At 65.5% G+C, this 21,071-nt stretch carries 16 protein-coding genes; 10 read left to right on the top strand and 6 right to left on the bottom strand.

The window, feature by feature from the left end; genetic code table 11:
* Nucleotides 1-70: 70 nt before the first annotated feature.
* On the bottom strand, nt 71-1,330 hold the full coding sequence (locus tag AC07O3_RS28215; RefSeq protein WP_495340862.1) for an NAD(P)/FAD-dependent oxidoreductase: 1,260 nt from the start codon (nt 1,328-1,330) through the stop codon (nt 71-73).
* Between the two features lie 74 nt (nt 1,331-1,404).
* The gene (locus AC07O3_RS28210; RefSeq protein ID WP_093175327.1) at nt 1,405-2,547 is read right to left on the bottom strand and encodes a saccharopine dehydrogenase family protein; all 1,143 of its coding nucleotides are present in this window, start codon (nt 2,545-2,547) and stop codon (nt 1,405-1,407) included.
* A gap of 419 nt (nt 2,548-2,966) precedes the next feature.
* Between AC07O3_RS28210 and AC07O3_RS28205 the strand changes: the two genes are divergently transcribed.
* The 7 genes from AC07O3_RS28205 to AC07O3_RS28175 all read left to right on the top strand — a co-directional run bounded on the left by AC07O3_RS28205 (nt 2,967) and on the right by AC07O3_RS28175 (nt 10,353).
* The gene (locus AC07O3_RS28205; RefSeq protein WP_495340861.1) at nt 2,967-3,770 is read left to right on the top strand and encodes a transporter substrate-binding domain-containing protein; all 804 of its coding nucleotides are present in this window, start codon (nt 2,967-2,969) and stop codon (nt 3,768-3,770) included.
* A 10-nt stretch (nt 3,771-3,780) separates the two neighbouring features.
* On the top strand, nt 3,781-4,584 hold the full coding sequence (locus AC07O3_RS28200; protein WP_093053866.1) for an amino acid ABC transporter permease: 804 nt from the start codon (nt 3,781-3,783) through the stop codon (nt 4,582-4,584).
* Nucleotide 4,585: 1 nt separating this feature from the next.
* Nucleotides 4,586-5,392 carry an amino acid ABC transporter ATP-binding protein gene (locus AC07O3_RS28195; protein ID WP_093175330.1) on the top strand — a complete coding sequence of 269 codons (807 nt, stop codon included), beginning with the start codon at nt 4,586-4,588 and terminating at the stop codon, nt 5,390-5,392.
* 88 nt (nt 5,393-5,480) lie between these two features.
* Nucleotides 5,481-5,933 carry an Lrp/AsnC family transcriptional regulator gene (locus AC07O3_RS28190; protein WP_093053860.1) on the top strand — a complete coding sequence of 151 codons (453 nt, stop codon included), beginning with the start codon at nt 5,481-5,483 and terminating at the stop codon, nt 5,931-5,933.
* 15 nt (nt 5,934-5,948) lie between these two features.
* Nucleotides 5,949-6,641, top strand: coding sequence for an aspartate/glutamate racemase family protein (locus AC07O3_RS28185; RefSeq protein ID WP_495340860.1), 693 nt, complete (start codon nt 5,949-5,951; stop codon nt 6,639-6,641).
* 364 nt (nt 6,642-7,005) lie between these two features.
* The gene (locus tag AC07O3_RS28180; RefSeq protein WP_495340859.1) at nt 7,006-8,769 is read left to right on the top strand and encodes a branched-chain amino acid transaminase; all 1,764 of its coding nucleotides are present in this window, start codon (nt 7,006-7,008) and stop codon (nt 8,767-8,769) included.
* An 18-nt stretch (nt 8,770-8,787) separates the two neighbouring features.
* Nucleotides 8,788-10,353 (top strand): acetolactate synthase large subunit, encoded by a 1,566-nt coding sequence (locus tag AC07O3_RS28175; RefSeq protein ID WP_495340858.1) that lies wholly within the window; start codon nt 8,788-8,790, stop codon nt 10,351-10,353.
* A gap of 8 nt (nt 10,354-10,361) precedes the next feature.
* Here AC07O3_RS28175 and AC07O3_RS28170 read toward each other — a convergent pair whose 3' ends face one another.
* The 3 genes from AC07O3_RS28170 to AC07O3_RS28160 are packed head-to-tail and all read right to left on the bottom strand — an operon-like array spanning nt 10,362 to nt 14,792.
* Nucleotides 10,362-11,828: an aminotransferase-like domain-containing protein gene (locus tag AC07O3_RS28170; RefSeq protein WP_495340857.1), complete on the bottom strand. Its 1,467-nt coding sequence runs from the start codon at nt 11,826-11,828 to the stop codon at nt 10,362-10,364.
* A 7-nt stretch (nt 11,829-11,835) separates the two neighbouring features.
* On the bottom strand, nt 11,836-13,290 hold the full coding sequence (gene hydA / locus AC07O3_RS28165; protein WP_495340856.1) for a dihydropyrimidinase: 1,455 nt from the start codon (nt 13,288-13,290) through the stop codon (nt 11,836-11,838).
* Nucleotides 13,291-13,292: 2 nt separating this feature from the next.
* A complete protein-coding gene (locus AC07O3_RS28160; RefSeq protein WP_354337193.1) occupies nt 13,293-14,792 on the bottom strand; it encodes an NCS1 family nucleobase:cation symporter-1 in 1,500 nt (499 codons plus the stop codon).
* Between the two features lie 226 nt (nt 14,793-15,018).
* Between AC07O3_RS28160 and AC07O3_RS28155 the strand changes: the two genes are divergently transcribed.
* Nucleotides 15,019-15,789 (top strand): FadR/GntR family transcriptional regulator, encoded by a 771-nt coding sequence (locus AC07O3_RS28155; RefSeq protein ID WP_093076867.1) that lies wholly within the window; start codon nt 15,019-15,021, stop codon nt 15,787-15,789.
* Between the two features lie 75 nt (nt 15,790-15,864).
* On the opposite strand, the gene ssb is transcribed toward AC07O3_RS28155, so the two are convergent.
* On the bottom strand, nt 15,865-16,419 hold the full coding sequence (gene ssb / locus AC07O3_RS28150) for a single-stranded DNA-binding protein (RefSeq protein ID WP_093053835.1): 555 nt from the start codon (nt 16,417-16,419) through the stop codon (nt 15,865-15,867).
* 108 nt (nt 16,420-16,527) lie between these two features.
* Between ssb and AC07O3_RS28145 the strand changes: the two genes are divergently transcribed.
* Entirely contained in the window at nt 16,528-17,907 is a 1,380-nt protein-coding gene (locus AC07O3_RS28145; protein WP_495340855.1) for a chloride channel protein, read from the top strand.
* 18 nt (nt 17,908-17,925) lie between these two features.
* On the top strand, nt 17,926-21,048 hold the full coding sequence (uvrA, locus tag AC07O3_RS28140) for an excinuclease ABC subunit UvrA (RefSeq protein WP_495340854.1): 3,123 nt from the start codon (nt 17,926-17,928) through the stop codon (nt 21,046-21,048).
* The last annotated feature ends 23 nt before the right edge of the window (nt 21,049-21,071 follow it).

Raw genomic sequence — 21,071 nt, 5'->3', positions numbered from 1 at the left:
GCGTTGGCGAATCGCGCAATCCCATGACATTGATGTCACAGGCGGCTTGCGACTGCGCCAGAAATGTCGGCTATCGAAGAAAGCGGCCGGGCGCGAACGGCAGTGGATCGATGTCGCAAGGCTCGCCGTGCATCAGCGATGCCAGCAGGCGGGCCGTTCCCGGACCGGTGTTGAAGCCGATGTGCTGATGGCCGAACGCAAGCCACAGGCCGGGACGCTGTGGGCATTCGCCGACGATCGGCCGGCTGTCCGGCAATGTGGGCCGGCTTCCCATCCAGGCCTCCGGTTCGAGGCGGCTTTCCAGCGGAAACGCTTCGCGTGCCGCGCGTTCCGCAAGTTCGAGTTGAACGAAGTTCTTCGGCGCATCGCGCTGCGCGAGCTGCACGCCGGTGGAAAGCCGAAGGCCCTGCTCCATGGGCGACAGCACATAGGCGCCGCCGGCGTCGTACACGGGCCGTCCGAGCGAGGCGTTGCCCACTGCGCTGTAGTGCATGTGATAGCCGCGCTCGAACGCCATCGGCACGGAAATGCCGAGCGACTTCTTCGCGAACTCCCGGGTCCACGGCCCCAGTGCGAGCACGACCTTCGATGCCTCGTGCACCGAGCCGCCCTCCTCACGGAGCTGCCAGACATCGCCTGCGCCGGAGCGGCCGAGTCCGCTGATCGACGCCTGTTTGATCTGCCCTCCGCGCGAGACGAAAAGCCTGGCGTACGCCTCCACGACGCGGCCCGGGCTGTCCACCGAATCGGTGTCCTGGATCCACAGCGCGCGCGGAAAAAGAGGCTTCAGATGAGGCTCGAGGTCCGAGAGCTCTTTCGCATCCAGCACGCGCGTGGCAACGCCGAAGCGATCGAAGGTCTCGCGCGAAAGACGGCTGCCGGCAAAGCCTTCTTCGCTGCGGTAGAGAAACAGCCACCCGTTGGTACGCAAGCGATGCGCCGCACCTGCTTCGACGAGCAGGCGCCGGTGTTCCGACGTCGAGAGCCGGATCAGCGCATCCAGCGCGGTAGTGGTCTCCTGGAACACGCTGGCGCGCGCGCTGGCGAGAAAGCGCACGGCCCACGAAAGGTTCTTCGCAAGGAATGCGGGGTCGTAGCGAAAGCTCGCCGCAGTGTTCTTCAACAGCTTCGGCAGTACCGACCACAGCCCAGGATGATTGAACGGCATCAGCGAGCTGCGTGCGATCACCCCGGCGTTGCCATACGAGGTCTCGCGGCCCGGGGCAGTGCGGTCGAACAGCGTGACCTCGTGCCCTCTGCGTTGGAGCTCCAGGGCACACGACACGCCGACGATGCCGGCGCCCAGAATGGCAACAGTGTTCTTGTTCATTCCCTCGATTTTCGTCGGCGGCGAGGGCCAAGCCAGGTGCGTAACGCACTCGGGCTGCGAGATGGACGAATCAATCAGGCGTGCGCAGGCTCGCCCTTGGGCCTTGGCGCGGGAGCGAACGACGCCACGCCCAGGCCCTGGTAGTAGTGGCCGACCTTGGTGGCAAGGAACTGCCCGAGCGGTGCCTGCTCCTGCCCGACGAAACCGTGCGCGGGAAGCTGGCCCTGCCGCAGCAGTTCGAACACGCCGACGACGCCGGCGGCCGTGGTCAGCTCGATGGCGGTGCGGTCCTTGCCGCGCAGCGGCGCTCCGAACACGCGCCCGACGCGCGTCTCCTGCTCGAAGCGGCCATTGCGCATGCCCGAGGCCGATGCAAACAGGATCACCACGTCTTCTCGGCTGTGCGGCACTGCATGCTCGAGCACCTGGCGCAGCAGGTCGCGCCGCTCGATCAGGCGCAGGTCGTGCAGCAGGAAGTTCATCGCGTCGCGATGGCCGGGATAGCGGATGGTCTTGTAGTCGAGATTGCGGACCTTGCCTTCGAGCGTCTCGCACAGCGTGCCCAGGCCGCCTGAGGTGTTGAAGGCCTCGAAGGCTTCGGCATCGAGCGTGAAGGTCTCGTGCCCTTCCATCGGCTGCACCGACACCAGCTGGCCGTTCACGATGGCGTCGCACGGGTTGCAGTACTCGTTGATGACGCCGTCGATGCTCCAGGTGAAGTTGTAGCGCAGGCTGTTGGTGGCATTGCGCGTGAGTGCGCCCACGCGCAGGCGCAGGTCGTAGAGCTCGTCGAAGCGGCTTGCGAGGTAGCCGCCGAGCATGCCGATCACGCCGGGCGCCAGGCCGCTCTGGGGCATGAGGACCGAGGTCGCCGTCTTCGAGATCTCGCGGATGGCCTTGGTTGCCGCCACGTCCTCTGTCAGGTCGAAGTAATGCACGCCGCATGCAGCAGCCTCGGTGGCCACGCGCTGCGCGAGGAAGAACGGCAGGCAGTTGATCACCACCGAGTGCGCGCGCAACGTGGTGCGCAGGTCTTCGGTGCTCTCCACGTCGAGCGCGATGCGCTGCACCAGCGGGTCGTTTTCGTCGCCGCGGCCCGGCCTCACGTCGGCCAGCGTCACGGGCAGGCGGTGGTATTCCGCAATCATGTCGGCCACGGTGCTGCCGACCTTGCCGGCACCTAGAACCAGGACTTTCTCGATCTTCACTTTGGTCATTTCATTTCTCCTGCGGGGCACCGTTGCCCTGTAAAAGAACTGTAAAAGTGAGTCCTGGCAGTTGATAGAGAGCAGATCGGCGAAAGGGCTGCGCGCTTCGTCGATACGACGACGCCGTTCGTCAGCTTGGCCTGTCGGCACAGGGACAATGACTTCCAGGCCTGAAGTCGCCCCGCGCAACGAAGCGCCGCATGCCCGGCCGAAACCGTCGAAACGACGCGCCAGACTGCATATCGCCGAAGACTCTGACGGTATGACGAGAGAAATCCGTCGTCCTGACGATGTGCCGCGTTGCTTGTGACAGTCCGCACTTCTAGACTCGGACTCGGGCTGGGAAGCGATACTTTCCTTTTCTTTTTATGGCGAGCTTCTTGCTTGGAGTGAACGTGCTTACCAAACGAATCCTTTTCCGTGCCCTCGTGGCTGTGACAACCGTCTGCGCGCTGGGCTCGACCTTTGCGCAGGAATCAGCAGAAAGCTCGCTGGCCCGGGTGCAGCGCACCAAGGTATTGCGCATCGGCGCCGTCGCAGGCGCCATTCCGTATTTCGCCAAGGACATCACCACCGGCAAGTGGGAAGGCTTCGGCCCCGACTTCGCGGAAAGCCTGGGGCAGAAGCTCGGCGCCAAGGTCGAATACGTCGAGACCACCTGGGGCAACGCGGTGCTCGATCTGCAGTCCAACAAGATCGACGCCATGTTCGGCATGGCCCCCACGCCGGCCCGCAAGGAAGTGGTGGGCTTCTCCGACACGCTCTTCGACAACACCTACACGGTGGTGTGCAAGAAGGGCATTCCGCAGAAGACCTGGGAGCAGCTGAACTCGCCCGACATGAAGATCGTGGTGGACGTCGGCTCCAGCCACGACCAGCTGGCAACGCGCGTGCTGCCCAAGGCCGATGTCTCGCGCCTGGAAAACTCCGGCGCCGCCACGATGTCGCTGCAGGCCGGCCGCTCCGATTGCCAGGTGCTGGTGATCCTGCTGGCCCAGCCGCTGCTCGCCAAGCGCGGCTCCATCGGCACCATGTACATCCCGCAACCGGTCTACACCGCCCCGGTGAGCATCGGCCTGCGCAAGGAAACCGACACCGGCATGCAGAAGGCCGTCAACGCCTGGCTGGCCGATGTCCGCGCGAAGGGCGAAGTCCGCAGCGTCATCCTGAAGAACATGGAGAAACTCGCGGGCGTGCCCGCCAGTGCCTTCCCGCCCGAAATCAAGTTCTGAGGACGCCCCGATGGACAGCGTGGAATCTTCGAGCGAGCCGAAGAGCCGCTCCCAGCTCGGCACGGCCCTGCTGATCGTCCTGGCCCTGGCGGGCGCCTGGGCGGCCCTGAAGCACTTCTCGGGCGGAGCCCTGGGAGGCGGTGCAGGCAGCTACGACTGGGACTTCGGCGTGCTCTGGAAATACCGCAGCCTGCTGGTGTCGGGCCTGCTCTACACCCTGCTCTTCACGGTGATCTGCGTGGTACTGGGGCTGTTCGTCGGCCTGGTGACGGGCCTGGGCCGGCTGTCGAGCAACCCGCTCATCACCGCGCCGCTGCGCGCCTACATCGAAGTCTTCCGCTGCACGCCGGTGCTGGTGCAGCTCGTGTGGTTCTACTACGCGCTGCCGGTGCTGACCGGGCTCGAGATGTCGGCGGTCGTGGCCGCCACGCTGTGCCTGTCGCTCTACGGCGGCGCCTTCTATTCGGAGATCGTGCGCGGCGGGATCATCTCGATCGACGCCGGCCAGACCGAAGCCGCCAAGGCGCTGGGCATGACGCGGCTGCAGCTGCTGCGGCGCGTGATCCTTCCGCAGGCGTTCAAGAAGATGGTGCCGCCGCTGATGAACCAGTCGATCATGCAGCTGAAGAACACCTCGCTGCTGTCGGTGCTGGCCGTTCCCGACCTGCTCTACCAGGGCCAGGTCATCGCGCACGACACGTACCGGCCGCTGGAGCTCTACACCTTCATCGCGATCGCGTACTTCGCGGTTCTGCTGCCCATCACGATCTGGGCCAAGCGCATGGAATTCGGCTCCGGCCCGAAAGAGGTTTGACATGGCCAGCCCCCTGATCGAAATCGCCAACCTGAAGAAGGCCTTCGGGCAGAACGTCGTACTGAAGGACATCTCGCTGCAGATCGAACGCGGCCAGGTGGTCGCGATGATCGGGCCCTCGGGCTCCGGCAAGTCGACGCTGCTGCGGTGCATCAACCTGCTGTCGATACCGAACGCCGGGCGCATCACGGTCGGCGAGCAGACCATCGAGTTCGACGGCGCGCGCACCACGCTGCCCAGCGAGCGCAGCCTTGCGCGCTTCCGGGCCTCGACCGGCATGGTGTTCCAGCACTTCAACCTCTTCCCGCACATGACCGCGCTGCGCAACGTGATGGAAGGACCGGTCACCGTGCTGAAGACGCCCAAGGCGCAGGCCGAGGCCGAGGCGCGCGCGCTGCTGGCGAAGGTCGGCCTGCTCGACCGGGCCGACTACTACCCGGACAAGCTGTCGGGCGGACAGAAGCAGCGCGTTGCGATCGCGCGTGCGCTGGCGATGAAGCCCACGGTGATGCTGTTCGACGAAGCGACTTCCGCGCTCGACCCGGAACTGGTCGGCGAAGTGCTCAACGTCATCAAGGGCCTGGCCCGCGAAGGCATGACGATGATCCTCGTGACGCACGAGATCGGCTTTGCGCGCGAAGTGGCTGACCAGGTGATCTTCATGCGCGACGGCGTCGTCGCCGAATGCGGCCCGCCGGGCGTGGTGATCGACAACCCGCAGCAGGAATCGACGCGTGCCTTCCTCGGGCGCTTCAAGGCTTCGTCGGAAGCTGCCAGCAGCAGCAACGTCGTCACAGCCGTGGCGTAAGCGGGCGATGGTCCCCGCCATCGAGATCTCAGCGTACGACGGCCGCGACGCGGCGGCACAATCCACTCATTTCCGCTGCAGGGCCGCCATGGACCTACGACTCGACGACCTGGACCGTCACCTGTTGACGCTGCTGCAAGCCAACGCCCGCGAGCCCGCCGCCAACCTCGCGCGCAAGCTCAAGGTCGCCAGGACCACCGTGGTCGCACGCATCGCGCGGCTGGAGCGCGATGGCATCGTCTCGGGGTACGGGGTGCGCCTCGGCCAGCGGCTGGAGCAAGCTGCGGTGCGGGCCTTCTGCGGCCTCAGCGTCAATGCGAAGAGCGCCCCCGTGATCATCAAGGCGCTCGGGCGTTTGCCCGAAGTGGAAGAAGTGTGGGCCGTGAGCGGCCAGTTCGACTACATGGTCCTGCTCCGGTGCAGCAGCCCCGAACAGCTCGACACCCTTCTCGACCAGATGGGACAGATCGACGGCGTCAACCAGACGCAGACCTCGATCGTGCTGAGCCGCAAGATCGATCGCCGCAGCACGGTGGAGTGACTGCAGGCCCCCACGATGACAACGACCCGCGACGCCGGTGCCTTCCTTGGCGTGCTGATGCTCGACACGCGCTTTCCGCGGCCACCGGGCGACATCGGCAACCCTGAGACCTTCAGCCGGCACGGCATTCCGGTGCGGTTTCATGTGGTCACGGGCGCTTCGCCCGAGCGCATCGTGAAGCAGGCCGACCCTGCGCTGCTGCAGCCCTTCGTCGATGCCGCGCGGGCGATGGTCGACGAGGGCGCAGCGATGATCACGACCAGCTGCGGCTTTCTGGCCGCCTACCAGGACACGCTGGCCGACGCGGTGCCCGTTCCCGTCGTCACGTCGAGCCTGCTGCAGTGCAAGGACTTCGCGCGGCCGGGCGTCCTGACCTTCGATGCGGCTTCACTGAGCCCCGCCATCCTGGCCATGGCCGGCGTGCCGCAGGCGACGCCCGTGCAGGGCGTGGAGCCGGGGTGCGAGTTCCATCGGCGCATCCTCAACAACGAAACGCAGCTCGACCTCGAGGAGGCCGGCCGGAATGTGGTCGATGCCGCATGCCGCCTCATGGACCTGTCGCCATCGGTCGAGGACATCGTGCTCGAGTGCACCAACATGCCGCCCTACCGCGAGGCGATTGCGCGCGCGACAGGGCGGCGCGTGCACGACATCGAAACCCTGCTGATCGCGCGTTGGGCGGAACGCGGGAAGCCCCACAGCACGTAAAGGCGCGCCGCAAGCCGGCCGCCTCTTCCACCCCCTGAATTCCTGACTGCGGGCACGCCATCGGCGGCAGCCCGGGCGGCGCCGACGGCCGAATTGCGCCACCAATACAGCCCCCACTTTGGTGCCAATACAGTTATTTATAACGATTTGAACCGTAAATGGAATGCCTTCGACAAGGCACCGTACGATCCGCTCGGCTTCAATTGTTTTTATTCTTCAATCTTCTTTTAGAGCAAATCCGGACAATTAATCCTTTTTATTTAATTCGACAAATCACCAATCCCGACAGGGACTTTTTGGCCCAACCGATGCCGAAGGCTGTTTATCGCCTCGGATTTTCTTTTCTTCATCTCCTGGAGATTTTATGGACAGCAATTCCGGTCGATCGATATTTCCAGCACCGCACCCCAGCATCGCGTGGATGGACGGTGAATTTGTCAATTGGGAGCAATGCACTTTGCATGTTCGCACCCAGGCTGGATTTTTTGGTGCGAACATATTCGAAGGGCTTCGGGCTTATTGGGACGAATCCACGAAAAAATCGTACATCTTCCGCCTGGACGACCATCTGAAGCGGCTCGAGCAGTCGATGAAGATCATGCGAATGAAGTCGCGCTTCGATACGCCAACGCTCCGGCAGGCGACGATCGAGTTGCTGAGCCGCTGCGAATTTCAGGCGCACGCGCAAATCAACCTGTCGACGTATTTCAGATATTCCGGCCCCGGCGAGCCACTGGTTGCTACCGAAGACACGGGCGCGCACATTACCGCAATTCCGCTGCCGCGCTCCCCGAAGATAGAAAAAGGCGTTGCCGCTGCTATTTCCACCTGGCGCCGGATTTCCGACGACTGCATACCGCCGCGCGCCAAGGTAGCAGCCAATTACCAAAACAGCCGTCTTGCACAAAATGAAGCGCGCGATAACGGTTTTGATATCGCAATCATCCTGAATAACAGGGGCAAGGTGTCCGAAGGCCCGGCGGCGTGTCTTTTCATCATCAGGGACGGCGTCTTGATCACGCCTCCGACATTCGCCGATATCCTGGAAAGCCTGACCCGCGACACACTGATCGTGCTGGCCAGGGAGAAATTGGGGCTGCAAGTCGTGGAGCGCGAAATCGACCGCACCGAATTGCTGATTTCCGATGAAGTCCTGATGTGCGGCACCCTGTTCGAGATACTCCCCGTGACTTCCGTCGATCGTCTGCCCATCGGCGACGGCGAGGTGGGGCCCATCACCCGCCAGCTGCAGGCGCACTACCTGACGACGGTGACGGGCGGATACCCGGAATATTCGTCTTGGTGCACCGAGGTGGCCGCGCCGCCCGCGGCGCTTCCACCCAAGGTCACGCTGACTCACCAGGAGGCCATCGAATGGGTGGACAGCGCCGACAACGCCTACCACGCCTACCCATGGGCCAAGGCGAGCCTGGACGATTTCAGCGGCTACCTGCGGGAGCCGAGCAAGTTTCCATGCAACTTCGCACGCGCGGCGTTCCGCACGAACACGCTGCATTTCGTCTTCGCGGGCTCCGACACCGATCCGCTCGAACTCGCTCGCGTGCGCCAGGGGCTGCGCGAATACCTGAAGACGGTTTCGGTGATGACGGGGATCGAGGAATCCATGAACGTGCTGGTGATCCTGTTCAAGCCCGAAGCACAGGAGCGGGCGCTCGATCACTACCACCAGACCGCCTGGCACGTGATGCAGGACTGGGTCGACAACGATCCCGAACCGTGGCCGCCCGAGATCCCCACCGACCCCGAGCAGCCGTTCTGGAGTCTGTGCTTCGCGGGCGTTCCGCTCTTCATCAACGTCAGTGCGCCGGCGCACCGGCACCGCAAGAGCCGCAATCTCGGTCGATCGCTGGCCATGGTCACGCAGCCGCGGGCGGGCTTCGACCTGCTCGCCGGCCCCACGCCGGAAGGCGACAAGGTGAGGCAGCGAATCCGTCGGCAGGTGGAGCTGTACGACGGGCAGCCGGCGCCGGACGTCGTCGGCACCTACCACCGGGGCGACCTCGAGTGGAAGCAGTACGTCTTCACGGACACGAACGACGAGAAGCTGACCCGCTGCCCGCTGCACATCGACGCCGCAGCACCCACGCAGCAACGCCGCACGGGCTGAAGAAAAAAGGAGAACGAATTGAACGGTTCCGATGTCATTTGCGAAACCTTGATCGCCTCGGGCGTCGAGGTGTGTTTTGCCAACCCGGGAACCTCCGAGCTCCACCTCGTGGCCGGCATGGAGCGCCGGGCGGACCTGCGCTGCGTGCTGGGCCTTTTCGAAGGCGTGGTCACGGGCGCGGCCGACGGCTATGGGCGCATGACCGACAAGCCCGCCGCGACCCTGCTGCACCTGGGCCCGGGCCTGGGCAACGGGCTGGCGAACCTTCACAACGCCAGGCGTGCCAGGACGCCCATCGTCAACATCGTCGGCGACCATGCGACGCACCACCTGCCCTTCAACGCTCCGCTGACCTCCGACATCGAAAGCCTCGCCAAGCCGATGTCGAACTGGTACGGACGCATCGGCTCCGTGCATGACATTGCCTCGAGCGTTTCCGACGCGTGCCGGGCAGCCAGGTCGCTGCCCGGTGTCGCCACGCTGGTCGTGCCCGCGGAAGTCACCTGGGGCGATGCCGATCCGGTGCAGCCACCGAGTCTCACAAGATTCGCAGACTCACCGCCGCCTCCCGATCGCGAGAAGGAACAGCGGGCCGTGGCCCTGCTGCGCAGCGACCGGAAGACGGCGTTGTTTCTCGGTGGCCGCGCACTGCGGCAGGAAACCCTTGCGCTCGCTTCCGAGATCGCGCGCAAGACCGGCGCCAGCCTGCTGGCCCCCTTTGCGAATGCGCGCATGGCACGCGGGGCAGGAAGGCCCGCCGTGCCGCGCGTGGCCTACGCGACGGACCTGGCCGTGGCCCAGCTGGGGCAGTTCGATGCGATCGTCATGATCGGCGCCGAGCGGCCGGTGGCATTCTTTGCGCATCCGGGCATGCCGAGCCGCCTGCTTCGCGACGATTGCGAAGTGATCGAGCTGTGCGAACCGGGGGGCGATGTTGCTGCGGCCATCGAAGGTCTCGCGGAATACTTCGCTTCGGCCCGGTTGGTCCTGGACGAGCCCCCGCCCGCAAGACGCCGCGACCAGCCACATCTTCCACTAGGCCCACTCACGAACGAAGCGCTCGCGGAGCTGATTGCCCGGCTGCTGCCGGACAACGCCATCGTCTGCGACGAGGCCCTGTCTTCCGTGACGCAGCTTTTTGCCAAGTCGTACGACGCGGCACCGCACGACTGGCTGCAGATTACCGGCGGCTCGATCGGCATCGGGATTCCGCTCGCAACGGGCGCTGCCATCGCCTGCCCCGACAGAAAGGTGATCACGCTTCAAGCCGACGGCAGCGGCATGTACACGCTGCAGGGGCTCTGGACGCAGGCGCACGAGAACCTCGACGCGATCACGATCGTTCTGGCCAACAGGAAGTACGCGCTGCTGATCGACGAGATGCGGCGCATGGGCGTGAAGCCCCCCGAGCACCAGACGCGCGGCAGCTTCGACCTCACCGATCCCATTCTCGATTGGGTCTCGCTGGCAAAGGGCATGGGCGTGGAAGCCGCGCGTGCTTCCACGGCGGAAGAGTTCATCAAGGTCTTCGTCGGCGCGCTGAAGCGCAGGGGGCCTTTTCTGATCGAGGCGGTTCTCTCATGAGAACGCGCTCATAGCGCGGACAGGAACTGCCAGAACCTGTCCGTGTCGCAATAGGCCACGTTGAAACGGAACCAGGCGCTGGCGGTGTCCGATGCGCTGAAGTACATGCCCGGGGCGAGCCAGATGCCCTGCCTGAGTGCGCGTGCCGTCACTTCCCTGGCCTCGGCAGGATCGATCGGCAGGCGCCCCCAGAGAAAGAGGCCTCCGCGCGGGCGATGGAACAGTTCCACGCCGGCAGCGCAGAGCTTTCGCTCGATCTGCGTGTGCACATCCGCCAGGCGATGGCGCAGCCGTTCGAGATGCTGGCGATAGGCGCTGTCGACAAGAATCTGGTGAACGGCCTTTTCCGTGACCGCGGAAGAAGTGAGCCCCGTGACCATCTTCAGGTGCACCAGCGCTTCGAGGGTGGCCGCATCGGCCGCGATGAAGCCCACGCGCAGCAGCGGCGAAATGGTCTTTGAGAATCCGCCGATGTGGATGACCGGCCCGAGGCCCGCCATGGCGGCCAGCATCGGTGCGTCGGGCGGAGCGAGCCCCCGGCTCACGTCGTTCTCGACGATGAGCATCTGCGTGCGCTGCGCAATCTGGAGCACCTTGTAGGCCATCGGCAAGGTGATCGACGTGCCCGTGGGGTTGTGCAGCGCGGAGCTCACGAAGAGGGCCTTGGGCTTGTGCTTCTGCACCAGGGCCTCCAGCACGTCGGTGTCCAGGCCGGCCGGCGTGCGAGGCACGGACAGCAGCTGCACGCGCGCCAGCTTCAGCCGTTCGAGCAGGTTGCAATAGCAGGGGTCCTCGACCACGACGACGTCGCCTGGCTTGAGGAGAAAGCGGATGACGAGGTCGATGGCCTGCGTGGCGCCCTGCGTGATCAGCACCGAGTTGATGTCGGCAGGCACGCCGAAGCGCGCCAGCTCGAAGGCCACGCGCGACCGCAGGCTGGCATCGCCGAAGGGCTGGCCGTACCCGCCGACCTGGCTCTTCATGGTGCGGCTCAGCGATCGCAGGGCCCGGCCGAATTCGATGCCGTCGAGCCAGCCCGATGGAAGCCACCCGCAGCCGGCCTTGATGGATGCCGTCTGGTCGGAGAACACCTCCGACAGGAGCCACGCATCGTTGGGGCCGGACGGTGGCACGCGCAGCTGCGGTGCAGGCTCCATCGTGACCTGGCTCGCCACGATGAATCCGGCGCCGGGGCGCGACGCGATCATGCCGAGCGACACCAGCCGCTGGTACGCCTGTGCAATGGTGAAGGTGCTGAGCTGCAGATGCATTGCCATCTGCCGCACGGATGGCAGCTTCTCGCCGGACAGAATCCTGCGCTGCCCGATCGCCTCGGCAATGCCGTCCACAAGCTGGCTGACCAGCGAGCTTGCGCGGCCTTTGCGGCGATCGATGGAGAGCTTCAACCCATGGTCGCTCAGCTCCACTGCGTCCCCACCGGCCATGGCTTGCGCGCAGCGCCGGGGTTCGAGCACAGCCTGCTCAAGGCTTCGCCGCCATTGGAGCGAACTGCTGCTTTGCACGTTTGTCGAGCGCCTGGAAATTGGCACCAAATGCAGGGCGCGGCAGATAGCGGCCCGCGCCCCGCTCTGCGCGCAGGTCGCCGTTGGCATACACCACGCGCCCCTGGCTGACCGTGTGCGTCGGAATGCCGCGCACGGTGCGTCCTTCGAAGATGTTGAAGTCGCCCCTGGAGTGCTGCGTTGCCGCCGAAAGGGTCTTGGAGGCCTGCGGGTCCCACAGCACGAGGTCGGCATCGGCCCCCTGGGCGATCAGGCCCTTGCGGGGATACAGGTTGAAGAGCCTGGCCGCATTGGTCGATGTGACGGCGACGAATTCGCTGGGCGTCAGCCGACCGGAGTTGACGCCAGCATCCCAGATCACGGCCATGCGTTCCTCGATGCCGCCGCAGCCGTTCGGTATCTTGGCGAAGTCGTCCTTTCCGGCGGCCTTCTGGGCCGCGCAGAAGGTGCAGTGATCGGTCGCGGTGGTCTGCAGGCTGCCCGACTGGAGGCCGCGCCAGAGAAACTCCTGGTGCGCCTTCGAGCGGAATGGCGGGCTCATCACGTGTGCAGCAGCGCTGGCAAAGTCTGGCGCGCGATAGACGCTCTCCTCGACCACCAGGTGGCCTGCAAGGACTTCGCCGTAGACCCGTTGCCCGGCCGCGCGGGCGCGCGCAATTGCGTCGGCCGCCTCCATGCAGGACACGTGCACGACGTACAGGGGAACGCCCAGCACGTCGGCGATGGCAATGGCCCGCTGGGCCGCCTCGGCCTCGACCGCGGGCGGGCGCGACCGCGGGTGGCCCTCGGGTCCGGTTACGCCCTTGCGGGCCAGCTCCTGCTGGAGAAAGTAGACAAGCTCGCCGTTCTCGGCATGCACCGTGGGCATGGCACCGAGTTCGAGTGCGCGGCGAAAGCTCTTCACCAGGATCTCGTCGTCGCACATGATGGCGTTCTTGTAGGCCATGAAGTGCTTGAAGCTGCTCACGCCTTCTTCATTCACCAGGGTGCCCATGTCGCGGTGCACGCTCTCGTCCCACCAGGTGATGGCGACGTGGAAGCCGTAGTCCGCGGCGGACTTGCGCGCCCATTCCCTCCAGGTGCCATAGGCTTCCATCAGGGACTGCTGCGCGTTGGGGATCACGAAGTCGAGGATGGTCGTGGTCCCGCCGGCCAGGCCCGCGGCCGTGCCGGTGAAGAAATCGTCCATCGTGACCGTGCCCATGAACGGCAGCTGCATGTGCGTGTGAGGGTCGATGCCGCCGGGCAGCACGTACTGCCCGGAAGCGTCCAGCTGCACCGCGCCGACCGGCGCCTGGCGTGCGGCATCGATGCCGATGGCGGCAATCTGCCCTTCGACGCACAGCACGTCGGCTGTGAACTCCCGGTCGGCGTTGACGACGATCCCGCCTCGGATCAAGAGCGCGTTCGTCATGCTCAAGCCTCCGAAGGCCTGGTCTGTTGCGGCACCGTCGTCTGCTTCTGCAGCCGCATCGACGCAACGTACACGACGGTCGAGATGGCGATGCCCGCGAACCATGCGTAGGTGTAGATCGTCTTGAAGACTTCGGGCACGGTCGGAAAGACGCTCGGCAGCGCCGCATTGAGGAATCCGGGGAGATTGGGCAGGACACCGGCGATGAACGCTGCGATTGCAGCAGGGTTCCACCCGTTCCTGTACCGGTACTCGCCATGGTCGCTGTACAGGTCGTTCACTTGCAGCTGCGTGCGGCGGACGATGTAGTAGTCGGCAATCAGGATGCCGGCGATCGGCCCGAGCAGCGCGGAGTAGCCGATCAGCCACGTGAAGATGTAGCCCTGCGTGGATTCGAGCAGCTTCCACGGCATCATCGCGACCGCGATACCGGCCGTGATGTAGCCCCCCGTGCGGTACGAGATGGCCCGCGGATTCAACGCCGAGAAATCGTAGGCCGGGCCCACCAGGTTGGCCGCCAGGTTGACGCTGACGGTATCGACCAGCAGCACGATCAGTGCGATGAGCACGGCCGCGCCCGTCATGCGGCTGGCCAGGTCGACCGGGTCCCAGATCGCCTTGCCGTAGATCACGACCGTGGCGGAGGTGACGACCACCGCAAGGGCCGCGAGCAGCCCCATGGGAACGGGCAACCCGACCGCCTGCCCGACGATCTGGTCGCGCTGCGATTTCGCGAAGCGCGTGAAGTCGGGAATGTTCAGCGCAAGGGTGGCCCAGAAGCCCACCATGGCCGTCAGCGACGGCCAGAAGACCGCTGCGAACTGACCCGCCTTCTTGCCGCCTTCGACGAACTGCGAGGGCTGCTGCAGGATCGGGCCCAGGCCTCCGGCGCGGTTGAGCGCCCACGCCAGCAGCACGAAGCAGATGAGGATCTTCAGCGGCGCCGTGTACGTCTCGAGCTTGCGGATCGATTCGATGCCGTGAATGACGAAATAGAACTGGAGCGCCCAGAAGACAAGGAAGCTCGCCAGCTGGAAGAAGTTGATGCCCAGCCAGGCGATCTTCTCGCCTTCGAGCGGATGGCCGATCAGCACGCCGACCAGCGTGTAGATCATCATCCCGCCGAACCAAGTCTGGATACCGTACCAGCCGCATGCCACGAGCGCGCGCAGCAGCGCCGGTATGCGGGCGCCCCGGGTGCCGAACGAGGCACGCGCGAGCACCGCGTAGGGAATGCCGTACTTCACGCCCGCATGCCCGATCAGCAGCATCGGGATCAGCACGATGAAGTTGCCCAGGAAGACCGTGCCGACGGCCTCGGACCAGGACATGCCGGACTCGATCAAACCGGCGGCCAGGGTGTAGGCGGGAATGCACATCACCATGCCCACCCAGAGCGCGGCGAAGTGATACCAGCGCCAGGTGCGCTGCTCGGGCCGCGTGGGCGCCAGGTCGTCGTTCCAGAGTCTCGAGTGGGCTTGCAAAGGTTCGCTTGATTTCATGATTTTTCCTTTGAGAGAGTCACGTGGGGCTGGGAATTGAGCTTCTTCGATATGCCTACTATTTATCCGTATAAAACATATAAATAGGAGCATTACATAGCAAGTTCGATGCCCGAACAAGCCCGATCACCGGCCTATTGCGCATGTTTTTGACTCAATTGCATTCAATTGCATCGATTTATCATGGGCGATCGGCTCCGCTCGGGAGCTCCCCAAGGAACAGGGCATGCCCATTGGTCAACGCGCAAGAAAACGCCCCAAGCTCTCGGACCTCGTCGTCGAAGACGTGAAGCGCTGGATCGTTACGGAGCGCAAGCAGCCGGGCGACCGGCTACCGAACGAGAAAGAGCTCGTCGAGCTTTTCGGCGTCTCGAAAAGCACGATGCGGGAGGGACTGAAGGCACTGGAAGTGCGCGGCCTGATCAAGACGCGCACAGGCCCGGCCGGCGGCGCCTATCTCCAGCAGGTCTCGCTGGATCACGCGTCAGAGCCGCTGAGAAACTTCCTGCACTTCCACCACCTGGACGGGCATCACATCTACCAGTTGCGCAAGATCCTGGAGCCCGAACTCGCGGTCAGCGTCGTCGGCCGGCTCGACGCGAAGCAACTGGATCTGATCGAGCAGACCATCCGCCTGTGCGAGCAGGAGCCTCGCAACGACATCGAGTTGCGTGCACAACGCGTCGCCGAGCTGGAGTTTCACAACCTGCTGGCGGACAAGTGTCCCAACGCCCTGCTCGCCTTCATGTGCCGCTTTCTCAACGACCTGCTGCGCGACCTCATGGTCTACAAGAATGCGTGGGAGCACCGCCACTTCGGCGAAGCCAACCTGGGCTTTCACACCAGGCTGCTGCAGGCCTTCCGCGATGAGGATGCCGACGCCGTGCACCGCCTGATGACCGAGCACATGGTCGATGCCGAAACGCACATGCACGAAATGGAAGTGCACGTCGGCGTGCAGCAGTTGCTGATGCCCGCGGGTCGGCGCCACGCGTGACTGGCCTGCCCAAATAGAAAGAGCCGCTCCCTTTCGGGAAGCGGCTCTTTGCTTGTGAACCTGCGAAGGTCCGGATCAGAACGGAATGTCGTCGTCCATGTCGTCGAAGCCCGACGACGACTTGGCCGGTGCCTGGCGCGGAGCCGGCGCCGCAGCGCGCGGAGCGGCTGCCGGCGCGCGCGGGGCGTAACCGCCGCCACCACCACCGCCATTGCCGCCTTGCGAATAACCACCGCCGCCACCCTGCGAGTAGCCGCCGTCGTCCTCGGGACCGCCCGACGGGCCGCCCTGGCCCTGACGGCTGCCGAGCATCTGCATCTGGTCGGCGCGGATCTCGGTGGTGTACTTTTCGATGCCGTCCTTGTCGGTCCACTTGCGCGTGCGCAGGCTTCCTTCGACATACACCTGCGAGCCCTTGCGCAGGTACTGGCCGGCGATTTCGGCCAGGCGGCCGTTGAAGACGATGCGGTGCCACTCGGTGGCTTCGCGCATTTCGCCGCTTTGCTTGTCTTTCCAGCGATCGGTGGTGGCCACTGTGACGTTCGCGACCTGGTCGCCGCTCGGGAAGGTACGCATTTCGGGGTCGCGCCCCAGATTGCCGACGACGATGACTTTATTGACCGATGCCATATGCACTGCCCCTGATAAGTAGATGAAGGAGGAGGTTGAGAAGAACCCTCGATTGTGCCCCAAGGCGATCGGCCGCACTCCCGCCAAGTGCCAGAATGGGCCTCTCCGATGAACCGCGAACCAGACTTTTTCGAGCATCTGCGCGCCGAGCTGTCGAACGGCCGCGTCTGGCTCGACCGGGCGATCGTGCTGGGCTACGCCATCGCAGCCGGGCTGTTCGTGGTGGGCTTCACGCTGGCCAGCGACTGGGTCTTTGGCGAATTCCACCGCTTCTACGCCGCCTGGCCCTGGGCGGTGCTGCTGACGACACCGCTGCTCACGGCCGGCATCGTCTGGTTCACATTGCGCTTCTTCCCCGGCGCGGGCGGTTCGGGCATTCCGCAGATCAAGGCGGCCCTGAATCCGGCCCTGCCCGAAGAGCGGCGCTTCGTTTTTGCCTCGCTGCGGCTCACGGTCGCCAAGATCGGGCTGGGCGCGGCGGGCTTCGCGGCCGGCCTTTCGATCGGGCGAGAGGGGCCTTCGGTCCAGGTGGCGGCGGGGGTCATGCAGCATGCGCGCCGCTGGCTCTCGCCCAACACCACCATCGATGGGCGGGCGCTGCTGGTTGCCGGCGGTGCAGCGGGCATCGCGGCAGCCTTCAATGCGCCGCTGGCGGGCGTGGTCTTCGCCATCGAGGAGCTGTCGGGCCGGCTCGAGGCGCGCTCCAGCGGCCTGATCATCACGGCCATCGTGCTGGCGGGCCTGGTGGCGGTGTCGGCCTTCGGCAATACCAGCTACTTCGGCGTGATCCGTGTACCCCGGCTGGGCTGGGACGTGCTCGGACCCGGCCTGCTGGTCACCCTGCTGAGCGGCGCGGCCGGCGGGCTGTTCGCGCGGCTGCTGATCGCCTCGCTCACGGGCGCGTCCGGGCGCTTCAACCGCTGGCGGGCGCGCTTTCCGGTGCGGTTCGCGGCCTGCGGCGGGCTGGCCGTGGCCGTCATCGGGCTGGCGACGGGCGGCGTCACCTTCGGCGCGGGCTCCGAGGCGGTCAAGCAGATGCTGCAGGGCCACGACGAGCTCACGCCGCTCTACACCGTGCTCAAGTTCATCGCCACCTGGCTCACGGCCTGGTGCGGCGTGCCGGGCGGCATCTTCGCGCCGTCGCTGTCGATCGGCGCGGGCATCGGCGACGCTGTGGCCCGGCTGGCCAGCAGCGACCAGGGGCCGGCGCTCATCGCCATGGGCATGGCCGGCTTCCTGGCGGCGGTGACGCAGGCACCACTCACCGCCTTCATCATCGTGATGGAGATGGTCGACGGCCACTCGATGGTGCTGAGCCTGATGGCCGCGGCCATGCTGGCCAGCCTGGTCTCGCGGATGATCAGCCGCCCGCTGTACGACACGCTGGCCGAGCACATGGTCGGCCGGGCCATAAGCAGTACGGGCAGCAGGGGCAGCACCGAGCCGGTGCATCCGCCCAAGCCTGCAGAGCCCGGCCACTCGCCATGAAATGCGCGGCGGTCTATCATGTCCGGTTGCCCTCGGACGATCGCCCCCTTGAATTCAATATCCACTGAAGACACCGCAGCCGACGCCGAAAGCGCACGCGATGCGGAGCGCGAACGCGCCACCTACCTCGGCGCAGTGCTCGCACAGCAGCGCATCAGCATCCGCGGCGCGCGCACCCACAACCTGAAGAACGTCGATCTCGACATCCCGCGCAACAAGCTGGTGGTGATCACCGGCCTGTCGGGCTCGGGCAAGTCGAGCCTGGCCTTCGACACGCTGTATGCCGAAGGGCAGCGGCGCTACGTCGAGAGCCTGTCGGCCTATGCGCGGCAGTTCCTGCAGCTCATGGACAAGCCCGACGTCGACGTGATCGAGGGCCTGTCGCCCGCCATCAGCATCGAGCAGAAGGCCACCAGCCACAACCCGCGCTCCACCGTGGGCACCGTGACCGAGATCCACGACTACCTGCGCCTGCTGTACGCCCGCGCCGGCACGCCCTACTGCCCCGACCACCACCTGCCGCTGCAGGCGCAGACGGTCTCGCAGATGGTCGATGCCACGCTGGCATTGCCCGGCGAGCCGCGCCTGATGATCCTGGCACCCGTGGCGCGCGAGAAGAAGGGTGAGTTCCTCGAACTCTTCGCCGAGATGCAGGCGGCCGGCTACGTGCGCTTTCGCGTGGACGGGCAGACCTACGAATACAACGACCTGCCCAAGCTCAAGAAGACCGAGAAACACGACATCGACGTGGTCATCGACCGCCTGCGCGCGCGCGCCGACATGCAGCAGCGCCTGGCCGAGAGCTTCGAGGCTGCGCTGCGCCTGGCCGAAGGCCGCGCCATTGCGCTCGAACTGGGCGCCGAAGGTGCGGCTGATAAAGAGCACCTGTTCAACGCCAAGTTCGCCTGCCCGATCTGCCACTATTCGCTGTCGGAGCTGGAGCCGCGCCTCTTCTCGTTCAACTCGCCCGTGGGCGCGTGCCCCAGCTGCGACGGCCTCGGCCACCGCGAGGTGTTCGATCCGGCGCGCGTGGTGGCCTTTCCTTCGCTGTCGCTGGCCAGCGGCGCCATCAAGGGCTGGGACCGCCGCAACGGCTATTACTTCAGCATGATCGAGAGCGTCGCGAAGCACTACAAGTTCGACGTCGACGCGCCCTTCGAGTCATTGCCGGCCTCGGTGCAACAGGTACTGCTGCACGGTTCGGCCGCCGAGGAGATCAAGTTCAACTACACCATGGAATCGGGCAACTTCGCGGGCAAGAAGCTCACGAAGAAGCATCCCTTCGAGGGGATCATCCCGAACATGGCGCGGCGCTACCGCGAGACCGATTCGGTGATGGTGCGCGAAGACCTCGCGCGCTTTCGCAATCTGCAGCCCTGCCCCGATTGCGGTGGCTCGCGCCTTCGCCCCGAAGCGCGCAACGTGTTCCTGGTCGACGAATCGAACCGCCCGGCCGACGGCAGCGAACCGCCGCGCATGGCGATCTTCGAGCTCAGCCGCCTCACGCTGCGCGATTCGCTCGCGTGGTTCCATACGCTCAAGCTGCGCGGCGCCAAGGCCGACATCGCCGACAAGGTGGTGCGCGAGATCGGCCTGCGCCTGAAATTCCTGAACGACGTGGGCCTGAACTACCTGAGCCTGGACCGCAGCGCCGAGACGCTCTCGGGCGGCGAGGCGCAGCGCATCCGGCTTGCGTCGCAGATCGGCTCGGGCCTCACAGGCGTGATGTACGTGCTCGACGAGCCCAGCATCGGCCTGCACCAGCGCGACAACGACCGGCTCATCGGCACGCTGAAGCATCTGCGCGACATCGGCAACAGCGTGATCGTGGTCGAGCACGACGAGGACATGATCCACGCCGCCGACCACGTGATCGACATGGGCCCCGGCGCGGGCGTGCACGGCGGGCGCGTGATGGCGCAGGGCACGTATGCCGAGGTTTCATCCAACCCCGACTCGCTCACCGGCCAGTACCTGTCGGGCACGCGCAAGATCGAAGTGCCGAAGCACCGCACCGCATGGCTGCCCGTGGTGAACAAGCCTGCATTCAACGAAGGCAAGAAGGCCTCGCGCTTTCCGCCGAGCCCCGCAGCCGAACGCCGCGCCGCACGCGAGGCCGCTCACCTGGCCACGCAGACCGACCTGCAGGAAATTCGCGTCGTCGGCGCCACCGGCAACAACCTGAAGAACGTGAGCGTCGCCTTCCCGGTCGGCCTGCTGACCTGCGTGACGGGCGTCTCGGGCTCGGGCAAGTCGACGCTGGTGAACGACACGCTCTACACCGCCGTTGCGCGCACGCTGTACCGCGCGCACGAAGAACCGGCTGCGCACGAATCGGTCGAGGGCATCGAGTATTTCGACAAGGTCATCAACGTCGACCAAAGCCCCATCGGCCGCACGCCGCGCAGCAACCCGGCTACCTACACGGGCCTGTTCACGCCCATCCGCGAGCTGATGGCCGAGACCAACACCGCGCGCGAGCGCGGCTACGGCCCGGGCCGCTTCAGCTTCAACGTGGCGGGCGGGCGCTGCGAGGCCTGCCAGGGCGACGGCGTGGTGAAGGTCGAGATGCACTTCCTGCCCGACGTGTACGTGCCCTGCGAGGTCTGCCACGGTCAGCGCTACAACCGCGAGACGCTGGAGGTGCTCTACAAGGGCAAGAACATCGCGCAGATCCTCGAGATGACGGTAGAGACCGCGCACGAGTTCCTGAAGGCCGTGCCGACCATCGAGCGCAAGCTGCGCACGCTGCTCGACGTGGGCCTGAGCTACATCAAGCTCGGCCAGTCGGCCACCACGCTGTCGGGCGGCGAGGCGCAGCGCGTGAAGCTGGCGCTGGAGCTCAGCAAGCGCGACACCGGCCGCACGCTGTACATCCTCGACGAGCCGACCACCGGCCTGCACTTCGCCGACATCGAGCTGCTGCTGAAGGTGCTGCACCAATTGCGCGACGCGGGCAACACCATCGTCGTGATCGAGCACAACCTCGACGTCATCAAGACGGCCGACTGGCTCATCGACATGGGCCCCGAAGGCGGTGCCGGCGGCGGCATGGTGGTGGGCGAAGGCACGCCGGAAGACATCGCGGCGAACGAGGCGAGCCACACGGGGCGGTATCTGAAGCGGCTGCTGACAAACTGATTGAACGATGATTGAGCACTGAC

Source organism: Variovorax sp. GW821-FHT09D05, from assembly GCF_059416325.1.
The sequence above is the reverse complement of the archived record's forward strand: the minus strand, read 5'-3'. Positions and strand labels throughout refer to the sequence as shown.

What these genes read in the sequence shown, in the direction of transcription:
- AC07O3_RS28200 (WP_093053866.1), top strand. Translation starts at nt 3,781, where the DNA reads ATGGACAGCGTGGAATCTTCGAGCGAGCCGAAGAGCCGCTCCCAGCTC.
- AC07O3_RS28180 (WP_495340859.1), top strand. Translation starts at nt 7,006, where the DNA reads ATGGACAGCAATTCCGGTCGATCGATATTTCCAGCACCGCACCCCAGC.
- ssb (WP_093053835.1), bottom strand. Translation starts at nt 16,419, where the DNA reads ATGGCATCGGTCAATAAAGTCATCGTCGTCGGCAATCTGGGGCGCGAC.
- hydA (WP_495340856.1), bottom strand. Translation starts at nt 13,290, where the DNA reads ATGACGAACGCGCTCTTGATCCGAGGCGGGATCGTCGTCAACGCCGAC.
- uvrA (WP_495340854.1), top strand. Translation starts at nt 17,926, where the DNA reads ATGTCCGGTTGCCCTCGGACGATCGCCCCCTTGAATTCAATATCCACT.
- AC07O3_RS28145 (WP_495340855.1), top strand. Translation starts at nt 16,528, where the DNA reads ATGAACCGCGAACCAGACTTTTTCGAGCATCTGCGCGCCGAGCTGTCG.
- AC07O3_RS28210 (WP_093175327.1), bottom strand. Translation starts at nt 2,547, where the DNA reads ATGACCAAAGTGAAGATCGAGAAAGTCCTGGTTCTAGGTGCCGGCAAG.
- AC07O3_RS28185 (WP_495340860.1), top strand. Translation starts at nt 5,949, where the DNA reads ATGACAACGACCCGCGACGCCGGTGCCTTCCTTGGCGTGCTGATGCTC.
- AC07O3_RS28195 (WP_093175330.1), top strand. Translation starts at nt 4,586, where the DNA reads ATGGCCAGCCCCCTGATCGAAATCGCCAACCTGAAGAAGGCCTTCGGG.
- AC07O3_RS28160 (WP_354337193.1), bottom strand. Translation starts at nt 14,792, where the DNA reads ATGAAATCAAGCGAACCTTTGCAAGCCCACTCGAGACTCTGGAACGAC.
- AC07O3_RS28155 (WP_093076867.1), top strand. Translation starts at nt 15,019, where the DNA reads ATGCCCATTGGTCAACGCGCAAGAAAACGCCCCAAGCTCTCGGACCTC.
- AC07O3_RS28190 (WP_093053860.1), top strand. Translation starts at nt 5,481, where the DNA reads ATGGACCTACGACTCGACGACCTGGACCGTCACCTGTTGACGCTGCTG.
- AC07O3_RS28215 (WP_495340862.1), bottom strand. Translation starts at nt 1,330, where the DNA reads ATGAACAAGAACACTGTTGCCATTCTGGGCGCCGGCATCGTCGGCGTG.